Annotated in this window: 16 protein-coding genes; 12 read left to right on the top strand and 4 right to left on the bottom strand. The window is 34.1% G+C overall.

The features are described from left to right. Positions 1-31: 31 nt before the first annotated feature. Positions 32-1285, bottom strand: a complete 1254-nt coding sequence (gene rocD / locus OZP10_RS02125) for an ornithine--oxo-acid transaminase (RefSeq protein ID WP_281633301.1) — start codon at positions 1283-1285, stop codon at positions 32-34. A 224-nt stretch (positions 1286-1509) separates the two neighbouring features. Between rocD and OZP10_RS02130 the strand changes: the two genes are divergently transcribed. The 4 genes from OZP10_RS02130 to OZP10_RS02145 all read left to right on the top strand — a co-directional run bounded on the left by OZP10_RS02130 (position 1510) and on the right by OZP10_RS02145 (position 4898). Further along, on the top strand, positions 1510-1962 hold the full coding sequence (locus tag OZP10_RS02130) for an Lrp/AsnC family transcriptional regulator (protein ID WP_129745654.1): 453 nt from the start codon (positions 1510-1512) through the stop codon (positions 1960-1962). A 108-nt stretch (positions 1963-2070) separates the two neighbouring features. After that, positions 2071-2844, top strand: coding sequence for a dienelactone hydrolase family protein (locus OZP10_RS02135; RefSeq protein ID WP_281633302.1), 774 nt, complete (start codon positions 2071-2073; stop codon positions 2842-2844). Positions 2845-2898: 54 nt separating this feature from the next. Beyond that, complete coding sequence (locus tag OZP10_RS02140) at positions 2899-3873, top strand: DUF3667 domain-containing protein (protein ID WP_281633303.1); 975 nt, start codon at positions 2899-2901, stop codon at positions 3871-3873. Between the two features lie 8 nt (positions 3874-3881). Continuing rightward, positions 3882-4898 carry a M28 family peptidase gene (locus tag OZP10_RS02145; RefSeq protein ID WP_281633304.1) on the top strand — a complete coding sequence of 339 codons (1017 nt, stop codon included), beginning with the start codon at positions 3882-3884 and terminating at the stop codon, positions 4896-4898. 175 nt (positions 4899-5073) lie between these two features. Here OZP10_RS02145 and rho read toward each other — a convergent pair whose 3' ends face one another. After that, positions 5074-6912 carry a transcription termination factor Rho gene (gene rho / locus OZP10_RS02150; protein ID WP_281633305.1) on the bottom strand — a complete coding sequence of 613 codons (1839 nt, stop codon included), beginning with the start codon at positions 6910-6912 and terminating at the stop codon, positions 5074-5076. A gap of 181 nt (positions 6913-7093) precedes the next feature. On the opposite strand from rho, the gene OZP10_RS02155 reads away from it, so the two are divergent. From OZP10_RS02155 to OZP10_RS02165, 3 genes are all read left to right on the top strand, one after another. After that, the gene (locus OZP10_RS02155; RefSeq protein ID WP_008468670.1) at positions 7094-7504 is read left to right on the top strand and encodes a DUF4293 domain-containing protein; all 411 of its coding nucleotides are present in this window, start codon (positions 7094-7096) and stop codon (positions 7502-7504) included. A 148-nt stretch (positions 7505-7652) separates the two neighbouring features. Beyond that, positions 7653-8312, top strand: coding sequence for a response regulator transcription factor (locus OZP10_RS02160; RefSeq protein WP_281633306.1), 660 nt, complete (start codon positions 7653-7655; stop codon positions 8310-8312). A 10-nt stretch (positions 8313-8322) separates the two neighbouring features. Beyond that, positions 8323-9237, top strand: a complete 915-nt coding sequence (locus OZP10_RS02165) for a sensor histidine kinase (RefSeq protein ID WP_281633307.1) — start codon at positions 8323-8325, stop codon at positions 9235-9237. Here the strand turns inward: OZP10_RS02165 and OZP10_RS02170 are convergent, their stop codons facing one another. Both OZP10_RS02170 and OZP10_RS02175 read right to left on the bottom strand, forming a co-directional pair. Beyond that, on the bottom strand, positions 9238-9732 hold the full coding sequence (locus tag OZP10_RS02170; RefSeq protein ID WP_281633308.1) for a metallophosphoesterase family protein: 495 nt from the start codon (positions 9730-9732) through the stop codon (positions 9238-9240). 174 nt (positions 9733-9906) lie between these two features. Then, positions 9907-11823 carry an SPFH domain-containing protein gene (locus OZP10_RS02175; protein WP_281633309.1) on the bottom strand — a complete coding sequence of 639 codons (1917 nt, stop codon included), beginning with the start codon at positions 11821-11823 and terminating at the stop codon, positions 9907-9909. A 507-nt stretch (positions 11824-12330) separates the two neighbouring features. Here OZP10_RS02175 and truA point away from each other — a divergent pair. The 5 genes from truA (at position 12331) to OZP10_RS02200 (ending at position 22601) form a co-directional block, all read left to right on the top strand. After that, positions 12331-13065: a tRNA pseudouridine(38-40) synthase TruA gene (gene truA, locus OZP10_RS02180; RefSeq protein WP_281633310.1), complete on the top strand. Its 735-nt coding sequence runs from the start codon at positions 12331-12333 to the stop codon at positions 13063-13065. 151 nt (positions 13066-13216) lie between these two features. Next, a complete protein-coding gene (locus OZP10_RS02185) occupies positions 13217-14971 on the top strand; it encodes an ABC transporter ATP-binding protein (protein ID WP_281633311.1) in 1755 nt (584 codons plus the stop codon). A gap of 190 nt (positions 14972-15161) precedes the next feature. Further along, positions 15162-16565: a histidine kinase gene (locus OZP10_RS02190; RefSeq protein ID WP_281633312.1), complete on the top strand. Its 1404-nt coding sequence runs from the start codon at positions 15162-15164 to the stop codon at positions 16563-16565. An 86-nt stretch (positions 16566-16651) separates the two neighbouring features. Further along, the gene (locus OZP10_RS02195) at positions 16652-19246 is read left to right on the top strand and encodes a zinc-dependent metalloprotease (protein WP_281633313.1); all 2595 of its coding nucleotides are present in this window, start codon (positions 16652-16654) and stop codon (positions 19244-19246) included. A 16-nt stretch (positions 19247-19262) separates the two neighbouring features. Next, positions 19263-22601 (top strand): SusC/RagA family TonB-linked outer membrane protein, encoded by a 3339-nt coding sequence (locus OZP10_RS02200; RefSeq protein ID WP_281633314.1) that lies wholly within the window; start codon positions 19263-19265, stop codon positions 22599-22601. Positions 22602-22603 lie beyond the last annotated feature (2 nt).

Raw genomic sequence — 22603 nt, forward strand, 5'->3', positions numbered from 1 at the left:
TTTTTATATCATTAAAGTTACGGAGAATTAATTAATTTCTGAACTCATTCAAAGATTTCTCGATAATTTCAAGACATTCTTTAATCTGCTCTTCGGTCATTACCAAAGGCGGAGCCAATCTAATTTTATTTCCGTGCGTTGGTTTTGCCAATAATCCGTTGTCTCTGAATTTAAGGCAGATTTCCCAAGCCAAATCAGATTCTTCATCTGTATTGATAACAATTGCGTTCAAAAGTCCTTTTCCACGAACCAACGTAATCAAGTTATTTTTTTCAGCGATTTTATTTAATCCGTCTCTTAGAATTACTCCTAAACGTTCTGCATTTTCAGCCAGTTTTTCGTCTTTAATCACTTCCAAAGCTGCGATTGCTACAGCCGCTGCAACAGGATTTCCTCCAAAAGTAGAACCGTGCTGTCCTGGTTTAATCACATTCATGATTTCGTCGTTACATAAAACAGCCGAAACCGGATAAACTCCGCCAGAAATTGCTTTCCCTAAAATTAAAACATCAGGCTGTACATTTTCGTGATGAACGGCTAAAAGTTTTCCTGTACGAGCAATTCCTGTCTGAACTTCATCGGCAATAAATAATACATTATGTTTTTCGCAAAGCGCTTTCGCTTTCGCTAAATATCCTTCAGAAGGAACATAAACTCCTGCTTCGCCTTGAATCGGTTCAACCAAGAATCCTGCAATATTTTTAGATGAATTTAACGCGTTTTCAAGTGCTTCAAGATTATCATATTCAATTTTAATGAAACCATCTGTAAAAGGCCCGAAGTTTTTACGAGCTGTTTCATCATTCGAAAATGAAATGATAGTTGTAGTTCTTCCGTGAAAGTTATTCTCACACACAATAATCTGTGCTTGATTTTCTGGAATTCCTTTTACTTCATACGCCCATTTTCTTGAAATTTTTAGCGCTGTTTCAACTGCTTCAGCACCTGTATTCATTGGAAGAACTTTATCAAAACCAAAATAGTTCGTCACATATTCTTCATAGTTTCCTAATTTATCATTGTAAAAAGCACGCGAAGTCAAAGTCAGTTTTTGCGCCTGCTCTACCATTGCATTCACAATTTTAGGATGGCAATGCCCCTGATTTACCGCAGAATAAGCAGATAAAAAATCATAATATTTCTTTCCGTCAACATCCCATACATATACGCCTTCTCCACGCTCTAAAACTACAGGAAGCGGATGGTAATTATGAGCTCCATATTTGTTTTCTTTTTCAATCAAAACCTCTGATTTTGATGAAAGTGTTTTTTCTGTACTTATCATAATATGCTTTTTATTTCCACAAAAATATTAAATTTAAACAAATAATAATCCAAAAAACAATATTTTGACTTAAATATAACAAAATCAAAGTCAAAACTTAAAATTTGCCACCTCTAAAAAAGCATATTTATTTTTTCGAGAATAAGATTAGATGACCGTTTATTAAAAAAAAGAATTACTTTTATAAATCGCAAAAGACTCAATTTTAAAACGATTTTTACTGAATGGAATTATTAGACGAATTTGATATTAGTATTCTCAAAGAATTAGAAAAAGACGGAAGAATGGCTTTCTCAGCTATCGCCACTAATCTTAAAATATCAAATACAATGGTGCATCAGCGTATTAACAGAATGATTGAACAAGGTGTAATTGGCGGGATTAAACCCATTATTCAGGAAAAGAAAATTGGTTACGACTGGGCTTCTTTTACTGGACTTACATTAAACAAAGATTCAGATTCTGAACGAATTATTGAAGCGCTTAAAGAAATCCCTGAGATTACCGAATGTTATTATGTAACCGGTTCTTTTACGCTTTATATAAAAATCATTGCGAAAAATCATGAGCACATGCGTCGTATTCTTTACGAAAAAATCGATGGAATTCCTGGTATTGACAAGACTGATTCTATTGTAGAATTGGGATGTGCTTTTAAACGAAACATATCACTATAAGAGAAAAAACATTCTTTCAAAATATAGGTTACAAACCTCACAAGAATTTACTTGTGAGGTTTTTTTGTAACATAATATTTCTGATATTTGTTAAAAATTGAAGAAATCATGAAAAACACCATAATTATTTTATTCAGTGCAATCTTATTCTCAAATCTTATGAATGCGCAATTAAAACCCGTAAAATATACAGAAGGAAGCCAACAGCTAAACGGCTTATTTATAAAATCTGCTAAAAAAAGCAGTAACAATCCAGGAATCTTACTTTTACCAGCGTGGCTTGGAATTGATAATGCCTCTAAAGGAATTGCAGAAGAATTATCTAAATTAGGCTATCATGTTTTTATCGCTGACATCTATGGCGAAGGAAATTATCCAAAAAACACAGGTGAAGCAGGAAAACAGGCTGGTTTTTATAAAACAAATTTCGAAGCGTATCAAAAACGTATTGATGCTGCCTTAAAAGAATTAGTCAAATCTGGCGCTAATGCCGATAATATTGTGGCTATTGGATATTGCTTTGGAGGAAGCGGTGTTCTTGAAGCTGCCCGCGGACATTTGAATGTAAAAGGTATTGCTTCTTTTCATGGCGGTTTAGGAAAAGATGCGAGCAGAAAAAACGAACCAATTGCTACAAAAGTTCTTATTTGCCATGGAGCTGATGATCCTTTTGTTTCAAAAGACGAAATTGCTGCTTTTCAACAAGAAATGCGTGATGGCAAAGCAGACTGGCAAATGATTTATTATGCAAATGCGGTTCACTCTTTTACTAATCCTGAAGCAGGAAGCGATAACTCTAAAGGTGCTGCATATAATGCTGTTGCTGCCAAAAGATCTTTTGAACATTTACAGCTTTTCTTAAACGAAGTCCTGAAAAAATAATTTCAAAAAACAAATACCTAAAAACTACCAGAACAAATCAATTAACACAAACCAATGTCACATAATAAAATTAGAGAAGACAAAACTTGTCTAAACTGCAGGCATGTTGTTGAGCAGAAATACTGCCCAAACTGCGGACAAGAAAACAGTGATAGCCGAAAAACTTTTCATCATTTATTTATTCATTTTTTTGAAGATTTAACGCACTACGAAAATGCATTTTGGAAAACAATAAAAAATCTGCTGTTCAAGCCTTCAACGCTGACTAAAGAATATCTTTCAGGAAAACGCTTGTCTTATCTTGCTCCAGTCCGATTATATATTTTTATCAGTTTTATTACTTTTTTATTGATTGCAATGTTTCCAAATAATGTTGGTGAAAAAATTGATAAAAGTGAAGAAGCGCTTAACAAAGAACTCTCTAAAGCTACTGACAGTTTAAGTATAAGCAGAAAGGACGACAAAAGATACTTTCATTTTAAAACGATGAAAGAACTTGATTCGATTCAAAAATATGGAAAACCAAATGAGAAGCTGAATGCTTCTTCGTATTGGTTTGCCGAAAAAGCGATACACGTTACGGAAAAATATACCAAAAAAGAGATTTATGAAAAATTCGTTGAATCGTTCTTTCATAACCTGCCTAAAATTCTCTTCATAATCATGCCGTTTTTTGCTTTTTTCTTGTGGCTTTTTCACAACAAAAAAAGATGGTATTATTTTGATCACGGAATTTTCACACTGCACTATTTCTCTTTCCTATTACTGATTTTTCTCATCATGTTTATCATCGACAGATTGATTGGTCTTTTTGGAGAAGATAGTCCGCTGTCTTTTATATCATCAATTACAACATTTGCAGGAACCGTTTGGATGTGCTATTATTTTTATCCTGCGCACCATCGCTTTTATGGTGAGTCAAGAATAGTCTCTTTTATAAAAAGCTTCTTCTTGTTTATAATAAATTCTCTTTTTATCCTATTTTTACTCACTTTATACGTTCTTTACACATTTATTAATTTACACTAACTACTAGAATGAAAAAAATACTCATTTTATTCTTAATTGTCTCTGCGTATTCTTGTAAAACTGCGCAGTCAACTACAGCTAAAGACAATTCGGATCCAACAAAATACGTAAAAGCGATCAGCGAAAAAGATCTTAAAAAAATGCTTTATACTGTTGCTTCTGACGAAATGGAAGGCCGCGAAACTGGCTCTAAAGGACAGAAAAAAGCAGGTCTTTATATGATCGAGCAATACAAAAAAAGCGGAATTTCTTTTCCAAAAGGAGCTAAAGATTTCTACCAGCCTGTTCCTGCTGCATTTATGAATGCAAGACGTAATCAAAATCTTCCAGATTCTGAAAATATCTGGGCTTACATTGAAGGTTCAGAAAAACCAAATGAAGTTTTGGTAATTTCTGCACACTATGACCACGTGGGAATTAAAGATGGTGAAGTTTATAACGGTGCTGACGACGATGGTTCTGGAACTGTAGCTGTGATCGAAATGGCTAAAGCTTTTGCTAAAGCTAAAAAACAAGGTCATGGTCCAAAACGTTCTATCTTGTTTCTTCACGTAACTGGCGAGGAGCACGGTTTACATGGATCTCGTTATTATTCTGAAAATCCATTATTTCCAATCGAAAACACCATTGCAGATATCAACATTGACATGATCGGACGCCGTGATGTTGAGCATTCAAATACAAACAACTACGTTTATGTTATTGGTGCTGATAGATTATCTTCTGATTTACACAATGCCGTAGTAGCTCAAAACGAAAAATACATCAAAATGGACTTAGATTTTAAATTTAATGATCCAAAAGATCCAAACCATTTCTATGAGCGTTCTGACCACTATAACTTTGCAAAACACGGCATTCCAGCTGTTTTCTTCTTCAACGGAGTTCACGAAGATTACCACGGAAAAGGTGACGAACCTCAAAAAATTGAGTACGATGCTTTAACTAAGAGAACGAAACTGGCTTTTGTAGTAGCTTGGGATTTAGCTAATAGAGAGAATAGACCGGTAGTTGATAAGAAGTAGTTCTTTTTAAGATACTAAGGTTCTAAGATGCTAAGATTCTAAGGTTTCTTTTAGGAACGGTCATAAAAAAAAGGATGAGTTTAACTCATCCTTTTTTTGTTATTTATTATTGATTTACTTTTTCTTAATGCTAAAAACCTTAGAATCTTAGCATCTCAGAACCTTAGCAACTTTCCTAGTCATTCATCGAAATCAAAAACTCTTCGTTGTTTTTTGTTTTCTTGAAACGATCGTTTACGAAGTCCATAGATTCTACTGGGTTCATGTCTGATAAATATTTACGCATAATCCACATTCTTTGCAATGTTTTCTCGTCTAATAATAAGTCATCACGACGTGTACTAGACGATGTAAGATCGATTGCAGGGAAAATACGTTTATTGGCTATCTTACGGTCTAATTGAAGCTCCATGTTACCTGTTCCTTTAAACTCTTCGAAAATAACTTCGTCCATTTTAGAACCCGTTTCAGTCAATGCAGTTGCAATGATACTTAAAGATCCTCCATTTTCTACATTTCTCGCTGCTCCAAAGAAACGTTTTGGTTTTTGCAAAGCATTGGCATCAACACCCCCACTTAATACTTTTCCAGATGCTGGCTGAACCGTGTTATAAGCTCTTGCAAGACGAGTGATTGAGTCTAATAAAATCACTACATCGTGTCCGCATTCTACTAAACGCTTAGATTTTTCTAATACAATATTGGCAATTTTCACGTGTTCTTGTGGTTCTCTATCGAAAGTTGAAGCAATAACTTCACCACGAACACTTCTTTGCATATCTGTAACCTCTTCAGGACGCTCGTCAATCAAAAGAACGATTAAATAAACTTCAGGATGGTTTGCTGCAATTGCATTTGCAATATCTTTAAGAAGCATTGTTTTACCAGTTTTAGGCTGCGCAACGATCATACCACGCTGACCTTTACCAATTGGTGAAAACAAATCTATAATTCTGGTTGAAATAGAACTGCCTTTTTCGGCTAGTTTAAATTTTTCTGAAGGAAAAACGGGTGTCAAGTGTTCGAAAGAAACTCTATCACGAACTACTTGCGGATCGTGACCATTAATTTTTAACACACGAACCAAAGGGAAAAACTTCTCACCTTCTTTAGGCGGGCGAACCACTCCTTTTACAGTATCTCCGGTTTTTAAACCAAATAATCTGATTTGTGAAGTTGATAAATAAATATCATCTGGAGAAGCTAAATAATTATAATCTGATGAACGTAAGAATCCGTAACCGTCAGGCATCATTTCTAGAACACCTTCACTTTCAATAATTCCGTCAAATTCAAAATCAGAATCTCTAAAATTATTGTTATTCTTTTTATTCTTATGATTAGGATTTTGATTATTGTGATTTCCGTTTCCATTGCCATTCCCGTTCTGATTTTGGTTCTGATTCGGGTTTTGATTTTGGTTCTGGTTTTTATTCTGATTCGGATTGATCTTTTTTGCAGGAGCAATTTGTGGAGTTTTCTCGGCTGTTTCGGCTGTTGGCTCAGAAACAATTGGTTCTGATGGAGCTGATTCTACAGTCTCTTCTGCAGTAACTTCTTTTACAGCTTCTTTTTCTTTTTTAAGGGCAACTTTTTTCTCGTATGCCGATTTGCTGAATTTTACAACTTTAGACTCTTTTTTTGCTGCTGGTGTTTTATTTTCCTGTGCTTCTACCGCCGCCTTTTCTGCAATTGGCTCAGCTGTATCAGCAGTATCGTTTTTTTGAACAGTTTCCTCTACTTTATCAAATTCTAAAACGGGAGTATTTTTGGTATTTGCTGCTTTTGTTTTTGCTGGAGCAATTCTGGCACGCTTTGGCTTATCGTCTTTTGCATCAGAAACTACTTCTGTTTGAGGAGCTTGAGCAGGCGCATTAGCACTCTCTTGGTGTGCTAAAATCTGACTAATTAAAGTCTCTTTTTTGACACCAGTAATCTTTATTGTTTTAGCTAACTTAGCTATTTCTTGAAGCTCAGAAAGCTTCATTTCTTTTAATGCAGAAATATCAAACATGAATGTTCTATGAATTTAATTATTTTAAGGAATACTGTAAAAAGAATAGGTAGATAATTAATTTGAATTGACCGCAGTATGAAGTGCTTACGGTATTATGATGCAATAATACGAATAAAATTTTATCATACAATAGTATTTTAAAAAAAGAAAATATATTTTTGTAAAACATTTTTAGACCATGATACAAAGAATTCAGACTGTATATTTATTTCTAGCTTTTGCTGCAACTGGCATTTTAATGCTTTTTGTTCCGCTTTGGACAACTAGTGCAGGAAAACCATTCTTTTTTATGCAGGATCAGCTTTATACTGTTTTATTAGGCTTAACAACTATGCTTAGTATTATCAGTATTATTTCATTTAAAAAGAGACAAAATCAGTTTGTATTAAACAGACTTAATATAATATTAAATTTAATTTTATTAGGATTATTTGTATATCGATCACTAAATTTATCTGGAGGGACTGAGGTCTCTGAGAAAGGTATTGGGATGTTCATGCCGATTGTTGCTATCGTGTTATTAGTTTTAGCTAATAAGGCCATCAAAAAGGACGAAGATCTTGTAAAATCTGTTGATCGTTTGAGGTAAACCTATAAACTTAGTTTATTTTGTGCGAAGAAGAACCCGAATTTTTATTCGGGTTTTTTTTTGCCCTATTATGGTATAAATCAAACCTAAAGAGCATCTTAAAAACGTGTTTTACATGATAAATTTGCATTTTCAAATTCAAATTATCATGATCCCAAAAATAAGGATTCATCTTGCAGACGATCACCAAGTCTTAATTGATGGACTATCCAACTTACTTCAAACCGTTTCAAACTTTGAAGTGGCAGGAACTTCACTAGACGGCACCACTGTCTATGATGATGTTGTGGAAGACAATGCCAATGTCTTGATTCTAGATATAAGCATGCCAAAAAAAGACGGAATTGAAACACTGAAAGAGTTTAATGAAAAACAGCTTCCTTGCAAAGTCATCATTTTATCTAGTTATGATGATTTAAAAATCATTAAAGAAGTCATGAAACTAGGCGCAAAAGGTTATCTCACAAAAAATTGCGCTGGCGAAAATATTATTGAAGCTGTTGAAGCTGTTTATCAAGGACAGGAATATTTTAGTGATGCTGTTAGAGAAAAAATCTTCAACTCTTTTATGGACAGCCCCAAACTAAATCACAATGCGATTACAGAAAACCCGATTTTAAGTCCGCGAGAGATTGAAATCATTATCTTGATTGCTTTAGAATACAGTGGAAAAGAAATAAGCGAAAAGCTTTTTATCAGTTCGCATACCGTCGAAACACATCGTAAGAACATTATGAAAAAACTGAATATTAAAAGTACAATTGGTTTAGTTAAATATGCTCTTAAAAACAATCTGATCAATCCTTAAAATTGCTTTTATGTTTGCTTTTCGTTTTTTTATCTCTTTAGTTTTATTCTTGGCTGTTCAAGGAACTAGCATTGCAATTCCAAAAGATACCGCAAATGTAAAGACGCCACAAACCCAAGTTGATAACAAAACCGCATTTAAGCCTACAAGCAAATCCGAACAATTACGAAATAAAAAAATTGTCAGCTTATCTATTATCCTCACTGTCATTATTTTTCTTTTGCTGTACTTTTTATACCAAAACAATAAACTAAAGCAAAAAATAAAACGAAAAGACACCAAACAGAAAATCCTGCTCAACATTATCAATTCCGGCATTGATTCGCAAGAAGCAGAACGCAAAAAAATCGCTTCTTTTCTGCATGACAATATCAATTCGCTATTATCTTCTGCAGGATTGCATTTAAATACATTCACTGCACAGCAGAATATAAAATCAGACGAAATACAGAAAGCAAAAAGTATTTTATCAGAAGCTCATGAACTTTTAAGAGATATGTCGCATGACCTTGTTCCCGCACTCTTGGTTCGTTTTGGATTAATTTATGCTTTGGAAGATTTATGTGAAAAAAACTCCAATTCTGCTATGGAGTTTGATTTTTCAAGTTCTATTCCGACCAGTAAAAGATATGCCGAGAAATTTGAAATGAAAATCTATTTCATTGTTAGTGAATTATGCAGCAATATCACTAAACATAGCAATGCCAAAAAAGCCATACTTTCTTTGTCCGAAAAAGAAAATCAATTAGTCCTGCGTATTCACGATGACGGAATTGGTTTTAAAACCCAAAAACTAAAAGATGTAGAAGGTTTTGGATTAAACAGAATTAGGGCTAGAATTAAAAAATACAAAGGCTCTTTGTCTATTATTTCAAAAGAAAATAAAGGAACTAAAATCAAAATCGAGATTCCGTTGCCACATTAATTACTTCGCTCCTATTTCGACAATTTCCAAATCTTTGATTTTATCATCGTCAATTACAAATCGTAACATGGTTCTCACTTTATGAAACCCGCTCTTTCCAGCCGCTCCTGGATTCATGTGTAATAAATTGTTCTTTTTATCAAACATGACTTTCAAAATATGCGAATGCCCACAGATAAATAATTTCGGGGGATTCAAAGCCAATTCTTCTCTAACGTTTGGATTGTATTTTCCAGGATAACCACCAATATGCGTAATCCAAACCGAAACATTTTCGCATGAAAAACGATTATTTAACGGAAATTCCAATCTTGCCTTTGCATCGTCAATATTTCCGTAAACTGCTCTTAAAGGTTTTAGTTTTTTAATAGCATCTGTCACGCTCAAATCTCCAATATCACCAGCGTGCCATACTTCATCTGCCTGAGCAACATATTTTAAAATAGTATCATCGATGTGACTGTGAGTATCTGAAAGTAACAGGATTTTGGTCATTTTCTAAGGTGCTAAGATTCTGAGGCGCTAAGGTACTAAGGTTTTTTCTTTTTTTAGTCCTGAGATATTAAGGTTCTTAAGATCCCAGTGTTTCTTTTGCTAAGTAAGTTTTTAATGAAAAAATCCGATTCACTTTCGCAAATCGGATTCTTGAAATTATTTAAGATGTAGAACTTATTGTTTTTTAGGATTTTTTCCTTCTTTTAATTCTTTTGTGTCCATCATTTCCATCAATTTCAATCCTAATAAGCCACTAATTGAACCATCAGAACCGCCATTTCCTGAAATTAATACATCTGGAATTACTTTGATATTTCCTTTACCAATTTCTTCGGTTACCTTGTAACGGGTAAAGTTGTCTCCGCCCATAGCACTAACTTGCAATTGATATGCTTCTGCAGTAGATTTACCAATCGCCATAATTTTCTCCGCTTCAGCCAAACCAGTTTTCGAGATTTTTTCAGCTTCTGCGCTTGCGTTCAGTCTTGTTGCTTCTGCTTGTGCTCCTGCTCTTGCTTTTGTTGCTTCTGCTTCCGCACTTGCACGCATTTTTGTAGCTTCTGCTTCAGCATTTACATTGAGCTTTAAACTTGTTGCATCTCCTTCAGCTTTCTTAACAGTGGCATCTGCGGTACGTTGTGCAATTTCAACACTTTGCGAAGCTCGTACAATCTCTTTCTGCATATCTGCAATTGCTGTTTCCTTTTCCATTCCCTGACGCTGTTCTTGCGCCAATTTTTGGGTTTGATATGTTTTTTGTTCTTCTTCAGCCAATTTTCTATCTGTCAACGTTTTCATTAACGAATCTGGCGGAACAATATCTCCAATTAACGTATCAACTGCATTTACGTTATATTCATCAAGAACTAACTTAATATGATTTTTAGCCGATTCCTGACGTTCTTTTCTAGTTGTCAAGAACGAGATCACGTCGCTGTCCTGAGCTGAGTTTCTGAAATAATTACCAATTGTAGGTTCTAAAACCTGAGAAACTAAGTTGTTCATACTACCAAAACGTGCAATTACTTTTGGCGCTTCGGCTGCTGGAACGTGAATAATTTGTGCAACGTCAAGATTGAATGGGAAACCATCTTTTGAACGAACTGTAATCGTAGATAGGTTTTTATCTAAATCATGCGATTCACTTCTTGCATTGGCCCAGTTTAAAACCAAATTTGTTGTTGGAACAGGTTCTAACTTGGTTGTATATTTATTCAAGGCATATTTTCCTGGTCCGAAAGGCTCCATCCAAACACCGCGCTGTCCTTTTGAAACAATATTTCCATGTTTAAAAGTGTCGCCTGTAACGTCTTGGCCGTCTTCTCCAATATAAGAAATCACAACGCCAACGTAACCAATTGGCACATCTGTCATTGGATTTTGTTCAATTAGAATTCCCCAAGTATTAATATAATAAGAACCCGCTAACATAACCTGAGGCTGCAAACCACGGTTTCCGCCATGTTCAAGGAATTTATCAAAATCCTGAAAATTGTTGTGACTATCTACAAACTTACCTGCAATCTGTCCTTGCGGAATTGGTTCGCCATCAAGAGCTGTAACAATACCAATCATGTTTTCGTAAATCTTGATTTGATCTGTAATTACAATCTCAAACAAAAACGTATTGATACGATACGATCCTGTTGTAATAAAAGCAGTCTGACGCCCTTTTTGTCCGCCGTTGTCTAAAAATGCTGTTGCATCTTGAAAGTTATCACTTTCTACTCTTCTGGCTAAGATTCTTCCTGTCGGAATTTCTTTTCCATCTTTACTAAGAACTAGTCCAATTTTTCCTTCTGGAATTAATGTAAAACTAGTCATGTCAATTGAATACTGCCAAATCCACATTCCCCAATATAACCCCGGAGCAAGTGTTTTGGCTTGATAGCCCGCTTCGCCTTTTGTTGCGATAATTCGACCGTCGGGTAATGATTTGTCTGCGCCAAACAAAACAAACTTTTTAGTTACTAAACCAATTTTATCCTCAGGAACGATCACCATTCCGAAGAAAACGCGCAAAATAAATTTGTAAAAAAGAATGGCAAATACAATTAAAAGTATCCACCAATAAGAGGTAATTTCATTCATAGTTTTTGTTTTTTAGTGATACAAACATAGGAGAAATATGAAATGTTAAAATGAAAAATTTTAAAATTTAACATTTAGAATTTTCTGACTAAAAATGTTAAAAAATAATTTCAATTATATCGTTGGAATTGTCAATTTCTGACACGATTTTTAGCTGAACAAACTATGATTTGCATTTTGGCTTTTAAAGGATTTTAACAAAGCTTCTAAGATTCTGAGATACTAAGCGACTGAGTTTTTGTTTTTAGAATTTATAGAAATGGATGTTTATTAGTTAAAAAACATATCGAAAATAGTATACCTATATATAAGTACAATTTTTTCAATCGGGCGTGAGACGCACTGCGCTGCGTCTCTACAGATATGCACGATGAAAACTTTACCTCTTTGTAACTTTGAACCTTTGTTCCTAAAAAGAAAAAACTTAGAACCTTAGTACCTCAGAATCTTAGCATCTTTTAAAAAAAACCTTTGTACCTTTGCCACTCAGAACCTCTGTCCCTTAAAATGAGATATTTTATTCAATTCGCTTACAACGGAACACATTATCATGGCTGGCAGATACAGCCAAACGCTTCTTCTGTTCAAGAAACTTTAAATAAGGCTTTTTCGGTTTTATTAAACGAAACGATCAGCATTATGGGTGCTGGGCGAACAGATACTGGTGTTCATGCAAGTGAGATGTATGGACATTTTGATACTGAAAAGACTTTGGATATTCCGGTTTTGGTTTATAAACTGAATTCTTATTTGCCAAAAGATATTGCGATTTTTGATATTATTCCGGTTCGTGATGACGCACATTGCCGATTTGACGCAACAAAACGAACTTACGAATATCATATCAATACGATTAAAAATCCGTTTTTACAGGAACTGAGCTGGTATGTTACGCAACAACTTGATGTAGATTTAATGAATGAAGCCGCTCAGATATTATTAAAGCACACCGATTTTCAGTGTTTTTCAAAAGTTAATACTGATGTCAACACATTTGATTGCACGATTTTTGAGGCATACTGGAAACAAGAAAATGGGAAACTAATTTTTACGATTTCGGCAAATCGTTTTTTGAGAAATATGGTTCGTGCAATTGTAGGCACTTTGATTAATATTGGTTTAAAGAAAATTACTTTAACCGATTTTGAAAATATCATTGCCAGCAAAAGCAGAGAAAAAGCTGGATTTTCGGTTCCGGCGCATGGTTTATATTTGACCAATATTTATTACGATTACATTTAATAGCCCTGATTGAAGTGAAAAGCTTTTTTGAAAAAAATATAGTTTTTGTAATTTTTATGGAGCGACCAACGGAAGCTTTATAAAAATTAAACAAAAACATATTTTTGAGAAAAACTTGTAACGGAAAGCAGGAAACAGCTCCTAAAAATAAATGAAAGCAAAAGCATTCGACACAGGATTATTCAAACGAATTTTAAAATATACAAAGCCTTATAAATGGCGTTATTACGGCGTAATTATTTTTGCCGTTTCGCTATCTATTTTTGCTGCGCTCCGTCCTTATTTACTTAAAGAAACGGTTGACGGGTACATTAAAACTCATGATAAAATGGGTTTACTAATGTATATCGTTTTAATGGGCGTAGTTTTACTAATGGAGGTTTTTTCGCAGTTTTACTTTGTGTATTGGGCAAACTGGCTTGGTCAGGACATTGTAAAAGATATTAGAACGAAACTTTTTCAGCATATTCTGAGTTTTAGAATGAAGTATTTTGATTTGGTTCCGGTTGGACAGCTGGTTACACGAGCGGTTTCGGATATTGAATCGATTGCCCGTATTTTCAGTCAGGGTTTATTTATGATTATAAGCGACTTGATGAAAATGGTCGTGGTTCTTATTTTTATGTTTTACATGAACTGGAAACTAACTTGGATTGTGGTAATTGCCATGCCTATTCTGGTTTATATTACGAGAATCTTTCAACGCAAAATGCAGGTTGCTTTTGAGGAAGTACGAACGCAAATTGCCAACATGAACTCGTTTGTTCAGGAACGCGTTACGGGAATGAAAATTGTACAGCTTTTTAACCGTGAAAAAATAGAGGCCGAAAACTTTAAAGAAATCAACAACAAACATAGAGTAGCTTGGATTAAGACGATTCTGTACAACTCGATCTTCTTCCCTATTGCCGATATTATTTCGTCTATTACTTTAGGTTTGGTTGTGGTTTATGGTGGTTTCAGAATCTTGAATGGAGATCATTTTACAACTTTCGGAGATTTATTCTCATACACGATGTTTATCGGAATGCTTTTTAATCCGTTGAGACAAATTGCCGATAAGTTTAACGAGATGCAATTGGGAATGATTGCTGCCAATCGTGTTTTTGATATTATCGATACACAAGATCATATTCAGGATACTGGAAAAATTGAAGCGCCAGTTTTTGATGGAAGTATCGAATTTAAAAATGTTCGTTTTAGTTATATTCCTGAAGAAGAAGTAATAAAAGGTATAGATCTTTCAGTTTCTGCTGGGCAGACTGTTGCAATTGTTGGTTCTACAGGCGCAGGAAAATCTACTATCATTAATTTATTGAATCGTTTTTACGAAATCAACAGCGGAACAATTTGTATCGATGGCGAAAACATAGAAAACTACACTTTGGCTTCTTTAAGAAAACAAATTGCTGTGGTTTTGCAAGATGTATTTTTGTTTGCCGATACGATTTACAATAATATTACGCTGCACAATCCAGAAATTACAAGAGATAAAGTAATTGATGCAGCAGAGAAAATCGGTGTTCATGATTTTATTATGAACTTACCGGATAATTATGATTTTGATGTAAAAGAGCGAGGCGTTATGCTTTCGTCTGGACAAAGACAGCTTATTGCTTTTTTACGTTCTTATGTGAGTAATCCTAGTATTTTAATTTTGGATGAAGCAACTTCTTCAATCGATACGTATTCTGAAGAAATGATTCAGCGTGCAACAGAAACGATTACAAAAGGAAGAACTTCTATTATTATTGCGCATAGATTAGCAACAATTGTAAATGCAGATAAGATTGTGGTGATGGATAAGGGATTGATTGTTGAACAAGGTACACATCAGGAGTTATTGCAAAAGACTGATGGGTATTATAAAAATTTATATGACTCGCAATTTGCCGTAGCAAACTAAGTCATGATGTTACTTTTTGAAATTTAGATTAAAAAATATTACCTCTAGGCGCGCATTTCTAATATATGTTATTGTTTCGATCCTGATTACGGTTTCGGCAGTCTATATTCTGAGCAATCTGATTACTGATTTAACTGAAAAATCGAATGACGATATAGCTACGCGCAATTTTTTTAAAAAGCAGGAATTCATGTCCGAAGAGCTTTCGAAGTTTTTGGAGCAGGAAAAAAAAATTGAGCATGTTTTAAAAATAAGCAATTCTCAAAACCTAGGTAATAATCTTCAGCTTTTATCTTCGCTTCAAACATATAATAAACTGATTGTAAACAATTGGTTTCAGATTAATGAAAATGCAATTCAATACGGAAATTCTTCTATTTCTAACGAAATTAAAAATGACGTAAAAGCATTTCTTCTTCAAAATAAAAACAGTGATCATCTGAGCGTAATTCTTCCGCAAGGAAATGAATGGGTTTGGCGTATTTATTTCAAATTAACTTCAGAAAACAAAACCATTGTAAAATATGGCTATGATATCAATTTAAGATTGCTTCATAGTTATATTTCTAAAATAGACAAAACCAAAACGGCTACTAATTACGCTTTTGTTTTTGACAAAAACGGAAATTGCATTTACCATCCAGAAATTGCTTTTCTTGGAAAAAATATTTTTAAGATTTCATCTTTCAAACCGTCTGACACTATTTATAGTAAAAAACAAGATTTTGCCAAAAGCACAACTTTGTCTGAGTTCTTGCAGTTGGATGTGATTCGTTTTACCAAAAAACTGGACATTAAACACTCAAACTGGTTCATCTGTGTTAATGTTCCAAAAATGGTTGCAGACGAAAATGTGGCTTTAGTTAAAAAGTACTCAACTTCGATTTATTTGATTACAACTGTAATGTTGCTACTAATTTTCTCTCTTTTCTCTTATGCCAGCAGACGTGCTTATAAAGAAAAAGAAATTGTTACAAAAGAGAAAAACAAACTCTTAGTCGAAAACGAAAAAATCATCAAAGAAAAAGCTTTGATTCAGTTGCAACAATTAAAAGAGCAGATTAATCCGCACTTTTTATTTAATTCACTCAATTCGCTTTATATGCTGATTGGAAGTGATATTAAAGTTGCACAAAAATTCACATTAAACTTATCTCGTATTTATCGTTATTTAATTGATCCGCCAGAAAAGAACATTGTTCGCTTGAAGGACGAATTATTATTTATCGAAAAATATATCTTTTTGCAGCAAACTCGTTTTAAAGAAGAGTTATTCTTTTCTATTGAAATTGAAAGCGAAATTGCATTAAACAAACACATCCCCTATCTTGCTTTTCAGATTGTGGTCGAAAATGCTATTAAGCATAACAGAGCCACTCAGGAAAGTCCACTTACTACAAAAATCCTGATTAAAGAAGATCAGGTTATCATCAGTAACAATCTTCAAAAGAAATTGACTGCAGAATTGAGTACTAAATTTGGGTTAAATTACCTAAAGAGTATTTACAATTATTATTCAAAAACAGAATTTAAGACATCAGAAAAAGATGGCTATTTTGTTTGTATTCTTCCATTAATATCCATTCACTCCTAAAAAAAAGCCACTCACTCCTTTTTGTTTTTTTCATGAACTAAAATAAAATAGTTTCGGACCTAAAATTAACCTAAACTTAACATCTGATGAAGGAAAAATCATTCCTGCATAATTTGATAACAATTTGCATACTCCTATTATTATTATCGCCGCTTACCGTTCATTCTCAAAAGAAAAAGAAAGACAAAAAAGAGGACAAAACTGAAATTAAAAAAGATTCTACCGATTCTAAAAAAGGTAAAAAATACGACGACCTTGTAAAAAAAGGTTCTGTAAAAAAGGGAATCTTCAATGTCATTCAAGTAAAAACCGATGTTTATTTTGAAATTCAGGACAGTTTATTCCAAAGAGAATTTTTAGTAGTAAACAAATTATCTCAAGTTCCTTTTCAAGTAAACGAAGCTGGCTTAAATAAAGGAATGAATTATGAAAACAAAGTCATTAGTTTTTATAAAGATACAATAGCAAAGAAAGTCTGGGTAAAATCGTATGTCCCTAAGGTTTCTTCACCAAAAGAAGATGCGATTACACAATCGGTTCAAAATAATTTTGCAGAATCTATTATTGAAGTTTTTGATATTGAAACCAAAAACAACGATTCGACTTCTGTTGTTATTAAAGTAAACAAGATTTTTGACGGAAAACAAAAAAGCTTCAATGATGTTTTGAGCAACATTGGTTTTGGAGGTTCTGTAAAATCTGAGCTTTCTTATATTGAAGGCGTAAAATCGTTTCCTAAGAACATTGTCGTAAAATCACAACTGACAACTTCTGTAAGCGAAGGCGGACCGGCATTATCGGTAACGCTTGGCGTAACAAGTAATATTATTTTATTGGATAAAACTCCAATGAAACCACGTTTTTCTGATAACCGAATTGGTTTCTTTTCTGAAAAACATTGGTATTTTACCGATGCACAGCAGGCAATGGTTGAAAAAGAACTCATTACACGCTGGAGATTAGAACCTAAAAAAGAAGATGAAGAAAAATATTTGAAAGGTGAATTAGTAGAGCCGAAAAAACCAATCGTTTATTACATCGATCCATCGACTCCAAAACAATGGAGAAAATATATTATTGATGGAGTACACGATTGGCAGGCAGCTTTTGAAAAAGCGGGTTTCAAAAACGCTATTATCGCAAAAGAACCTACTGATAAAGATTTAGATTTTGATATTGATGACGTTCGCTATTCGGTAATTACATACGCTGCGTCTCCAAAATCAAATGCTATGGGGCCATCTGTCGTTGACCCACGAAGCGGTGAAATTATTGAAGCCGATATTATCTGGTGGCATAATGTAATGACTTCGCTTCAAAGCTGGATGCGCATTCAGACAGGACCAATTGATCCTAAAGCTAGAGGAAATAAATTTAGTGATGAACATATGGGAGAAGCTATCCGTTTTGTTTCATCTCACGAAGTTGGACATACTTTTGGTTTAAAACATAATATGGGTTCTTCTTTTGCTTACGATGTAGAATCGTTGCGCTCTAAAGAATTCACAGCAAAAATGGGCGGAACAGCTCCATCAATTATGGATTATGCCCGTTACAATTATGTAGCACAGCCAGAAGACAACGTAACAGTTATTACTCCGAAAATTGGAGAATACGATAAATATGCTATTGAATGGGGTTACAGATGGTACTCGCCTAACGACAACGAAACAACAAAACTAAACGCCTTAATTACAAAACATCAAGATGACCCCATTTATTTTTATGGTGAGCAGCAAGGAAATGTAATTGATCCTCGTTCTCAGTCTGAAGATTTAGGAAATGATGCCATGAAAGCAAGCGAATACGGTTTGAAAAACTTAAAACGTGTTGTAGATAATATTTTAAGCTGGACTTACGAAAAAGATCAGTCTTACTACGAAACAGGCAAACTGTATATTGGAGCTATTGGCCAGTGGCAAACATACAATGAGCATGTATTAGCTAATATTGGTGGTGTTTATTTAAATACAACGGTTCATGGCGATAACAAACAAAGTTATGTTCCAGTTCCTGCTGCAATGCAAAAAAGAGCTGCAGATTATTTAGTTAAAAATGTCCTTACAATTCCGCAGTGGTTGTTTTTCAATGATATTTTAGAAAAAACAAATCCGTTGAAAGATTCTCCTTTTGGACCTTATGAGTATACACCATACACAATGGCACGAGGATTACAATACGATGCTATGTACAGCTTGTTCAGAGACGACCGTTTACTTCGAATGACAGAGAATGAATTATATCAGCGAAATAAAACTAAAGACCCTGTTTTTACCGTAAATGATTTGTTTAAAAAAATGCATCAAAACGTTTTTGCTGGAACAATTGCGAATAAATCACTATCAATTCTTGAGCGTATGACACAAAAGAATTATGTAGATGTATTAATTATTTCGACAAATAAATTATTTGAAAAAACCGAAGCGAAGAAATCAATCGAAATTCAGCAGACTTTAAGCATGCCGCATTTATGCAATTATTTAGATGATGCTCATATGGCGAGAAACATTAATAATGCTTTTTTAAGTAGAGTTGCAGAAGTAACCTCAGATAAAAAAGGCGAATTAAATAAAGTGCTTCAGTTATTAAAAACCAAAAAGAATACTGGAGACCAATCAACCCAAAACCATTACCGCGATTTGATACAGCGAATCGAAAAAAGTCTAAACACAACCTTTTAATACACAACCCAAAAACATGAAAAATTTTCTACAAGCCTTACTGCTGTTCCTGGCCATCGCAGGATACTCGCAGGAAACCCGAACCATTTCGGGGATCATTTTAGATGAAAATGATCACCAACCTATTCCTGGAGCTTCAATTTTTGTTGAAAACAACTCTATCGGAAGTAAAACATCACAATCAGGAATTATTCAAAGTGAAAGCATTGGAACTACAACAGATTTTGATGGTAAATTTACTTTGAAAATAGGAAAAAAAGTTACCGCATTGAGAATCACTTTTATGGGATATCAGCCTTATACCCTTGAATTGTCAGCTCAAAAAGAATATACAATCAACTTAAAATCTGAGGTTGCAAAACTTCAGGAAATTGTAGTTACGGGATACCAAAAAATTGAAAAAAGAAAGCTTACATCTGCTATTACAAAAGTAGATATGGCTTCGATTCAGCAAGCTGGGGTTTCTAGTATCGATCAATTATTAGTTGGACAAGTTGCAGGAGTTGCTGTTACTACTCCATCTGGAGCGCCAGGTGCAGCGGCAAAAATCAGAATTAGAGGTACAGCTTCTTTAAACGGCTCTCAAGATCCTTTATGGGTATTAGACGGACTTCCGTTAGAGAATAATGATGCTCCTAAAAATTATGATAAAGACAATATTGATGTTTTAAACAACTACTCTATTGCTGGTTTAAATCCAGACGACATTAAAGATATTACTATCTTAAAAGATGCGGCTGCAACGGCTATTTATGGTGCACGTGCTGCAAATGGAGTAATTGTGGTTACTACTAAAAAAGGAAGAAGCGGTAAAATGTCGATTAACTTCAACACAAATACCTTTATTACGCTAAGACCAGAAATGTCAAAATTAAACTTGATGAACTCTAATCAAAAAGTTGATTTTGAACTTGATTTGGCTAGCCGTGCAGATTTGACTTACAGAGACACCGGTGGAGATGTTGCTCGTATCCTAAACGGAGCGAATGAATTAGATGCATACAGAGCCGGTGGATTCTCTTCTTTGAGTCCACAGACACAGCAGTCAATCAATAATTTAAGAGGCATCAATACAAATTGGGGTAACTTATTATACCAAACTGCAATTAATACACAGCATGGTTTAAGTTTATCTGGAGGTGGCGAAAAATCAGATTATTATTTCTCTTTAGGATATTATGACGAAAAAGGAACTACTATTGGAACTGGTTTAAAACGTTATAACTTAACATTAAAAAACAATTTCGAAATAACGGATAAATTTAAAGTTGGTGTTGGAATTTTTGGTTCTGAAAACAAAACTACTTCTTATATCGCAGATACAAGTGGTTTTACTAATCCTGCCAATTATTCAAGAAACGTAAATCCGTACTTGACTCCTTATAATCCTGATGGAAGCTACAAATACGATCCAGACATTGCTGGTTATTCTGACCGTTATGTTCCTTTCAACATCATCGAAGAAAGAAACAATACTTCTTACGATTTAAAAACGAGAGCAGTTAAGGCTTTATTAGACGCTGAATACAAAATTACAAAAGACTTAAGAGTGACCAGCCAATTAGGTTTACAGTTAGATAATAGTTCAAGCGAAAAATTTGCTGCTGCAGACACTTATTTTACAAGAAGAACAAAAGAACAAACACGTTACTACAAAGACGGAAAATACAATTATTTCCTTCCAAATGGAGGTATTATTCAAAATTCAAACACCGATTTCTTTCAGTATAACCTAAAAACAATGGTTAACTATAGCAAGACTTTAGGTGAAAAACACGAAATTGAAGCAATGGTAGGTAATGAATTGAGAAGAACTTACACTACAAGTATTGCAACAAAAGGTTTTGGATTTGACCCAAACACATTGACAACACAGCAAATTATTTTCCCAAATTCAGACTCAGCAAACAATCCTGAATATAGAACATACGTAAAAAACCAGAACGAAAACGCTTTTGCTTCATTTTACGCAACTGGTTCTTATACTTATGATAGAAAATATACCTTCTTTGGAAGTGTTAGATACGATGGTTCTGACTTATTTGGTGTAGATCCTAAGTACAAATATTTACCGTTATGGTCGGTTTCTGGATCTTGGTTAGTTTCTCAAGAGAAATTCCTTCAAGACAGCAAAGTAATATCTAATTTAAGACTTCGTACTTCGTACGGTTTACAAGGTAATATTGATAAAGGAACTTCGCCATACGTAATGGGAAATAACAAAATAACAACTATTTTACCTGGAACAACAGAACCAACAATTGTTGTTATAAGTCCACCAAACGATAAATTGCGTTGGGAAAAAACACAGAATACCAACTTTGGTTTAGACTTAGGATTATTCAATAACCGCATCAGCATTGTTACAGATGCTTACGGAAGAAAAAGTACTGACTTAATTGGTATGAGATCTTTGCCGTTAGAAAATGGTTTTGAGTTTACAAACATGAACTGGGCGCAAGTAAGCAACAAAGGTTATGAAATCGCTATCGCGACAAAAAACATTGATCGCCCAAATTTCAAATGGACAACAAACATCAACTTTGCACATAACAAGAGTAATGTTGACCGTCTAGAAATTCGTGACAACACGTATACGCCAAACCAAGAAGGTCATGCTGTAAATGCTGTTTTCGGATTTAAAACAAACGGAATTGATGAAAACGGTTATCCACTATTTGTAAATAAAAAAGGAGAAACGGTAAACGCACAAACTTTCTTTGGTTTATTTGATCCTTATGCAGACTTTTTCCCTGGAGAATTTGCGCAATCAAGCTTAACGCCAGCAGAATTTAGAGATTTATTTGTTTATTTAGGAGACAAAGACCCGAAATTTACTGGAGGTCTTACCAATACCTTTAAAATAAACAATTTTGATTTGACAGTTGCTGCAGCTTTCAATTTAAAACAAACTGTAGTTAAAACACCTCCTTACAACGGAACACAAGTAGATAGAGGACAAAACTTTACAACAGATATTTTAAATGCTTGGTCGCCAACAAATACATCTTCTAATTTACCAGGAATTACAAGTAAAGATTCTGGAACAGGAGATTCTTATTTAGCTTATTTATGGTTTGCTGGAGCAAATCAAGTGCCTACATACAACTATTTGGATACATGGGTTAGCGAAATGAGCTACATGAGATTAAGCAGTGTGCGTTTAGGTTATACATTCCCTAAATCTTTCACAGATCAAATTAACATTCAAAGCATCAGATTAAATGTTGAAGCGAGAAACCTATTTGTTGTAGGTTCTGATTTTAAAGGATATTTTGATCCTGAAACATACGGAAACATTTATGCGCAGCCAGTTCCTAGATCATTTACTATAGGATTTAATGTAACTTTCTAATA

It is taken from the genome of Flavobacterium luteolum (genome assembly GCF_027111275.1).
GTDB classification, from domain to species: Bacteria; Bacteroidota; Bacteroidia; order Flavobacteriales; family Flavobacteriaceae; genus Flavobacterium; species Flavobacterium luteolum.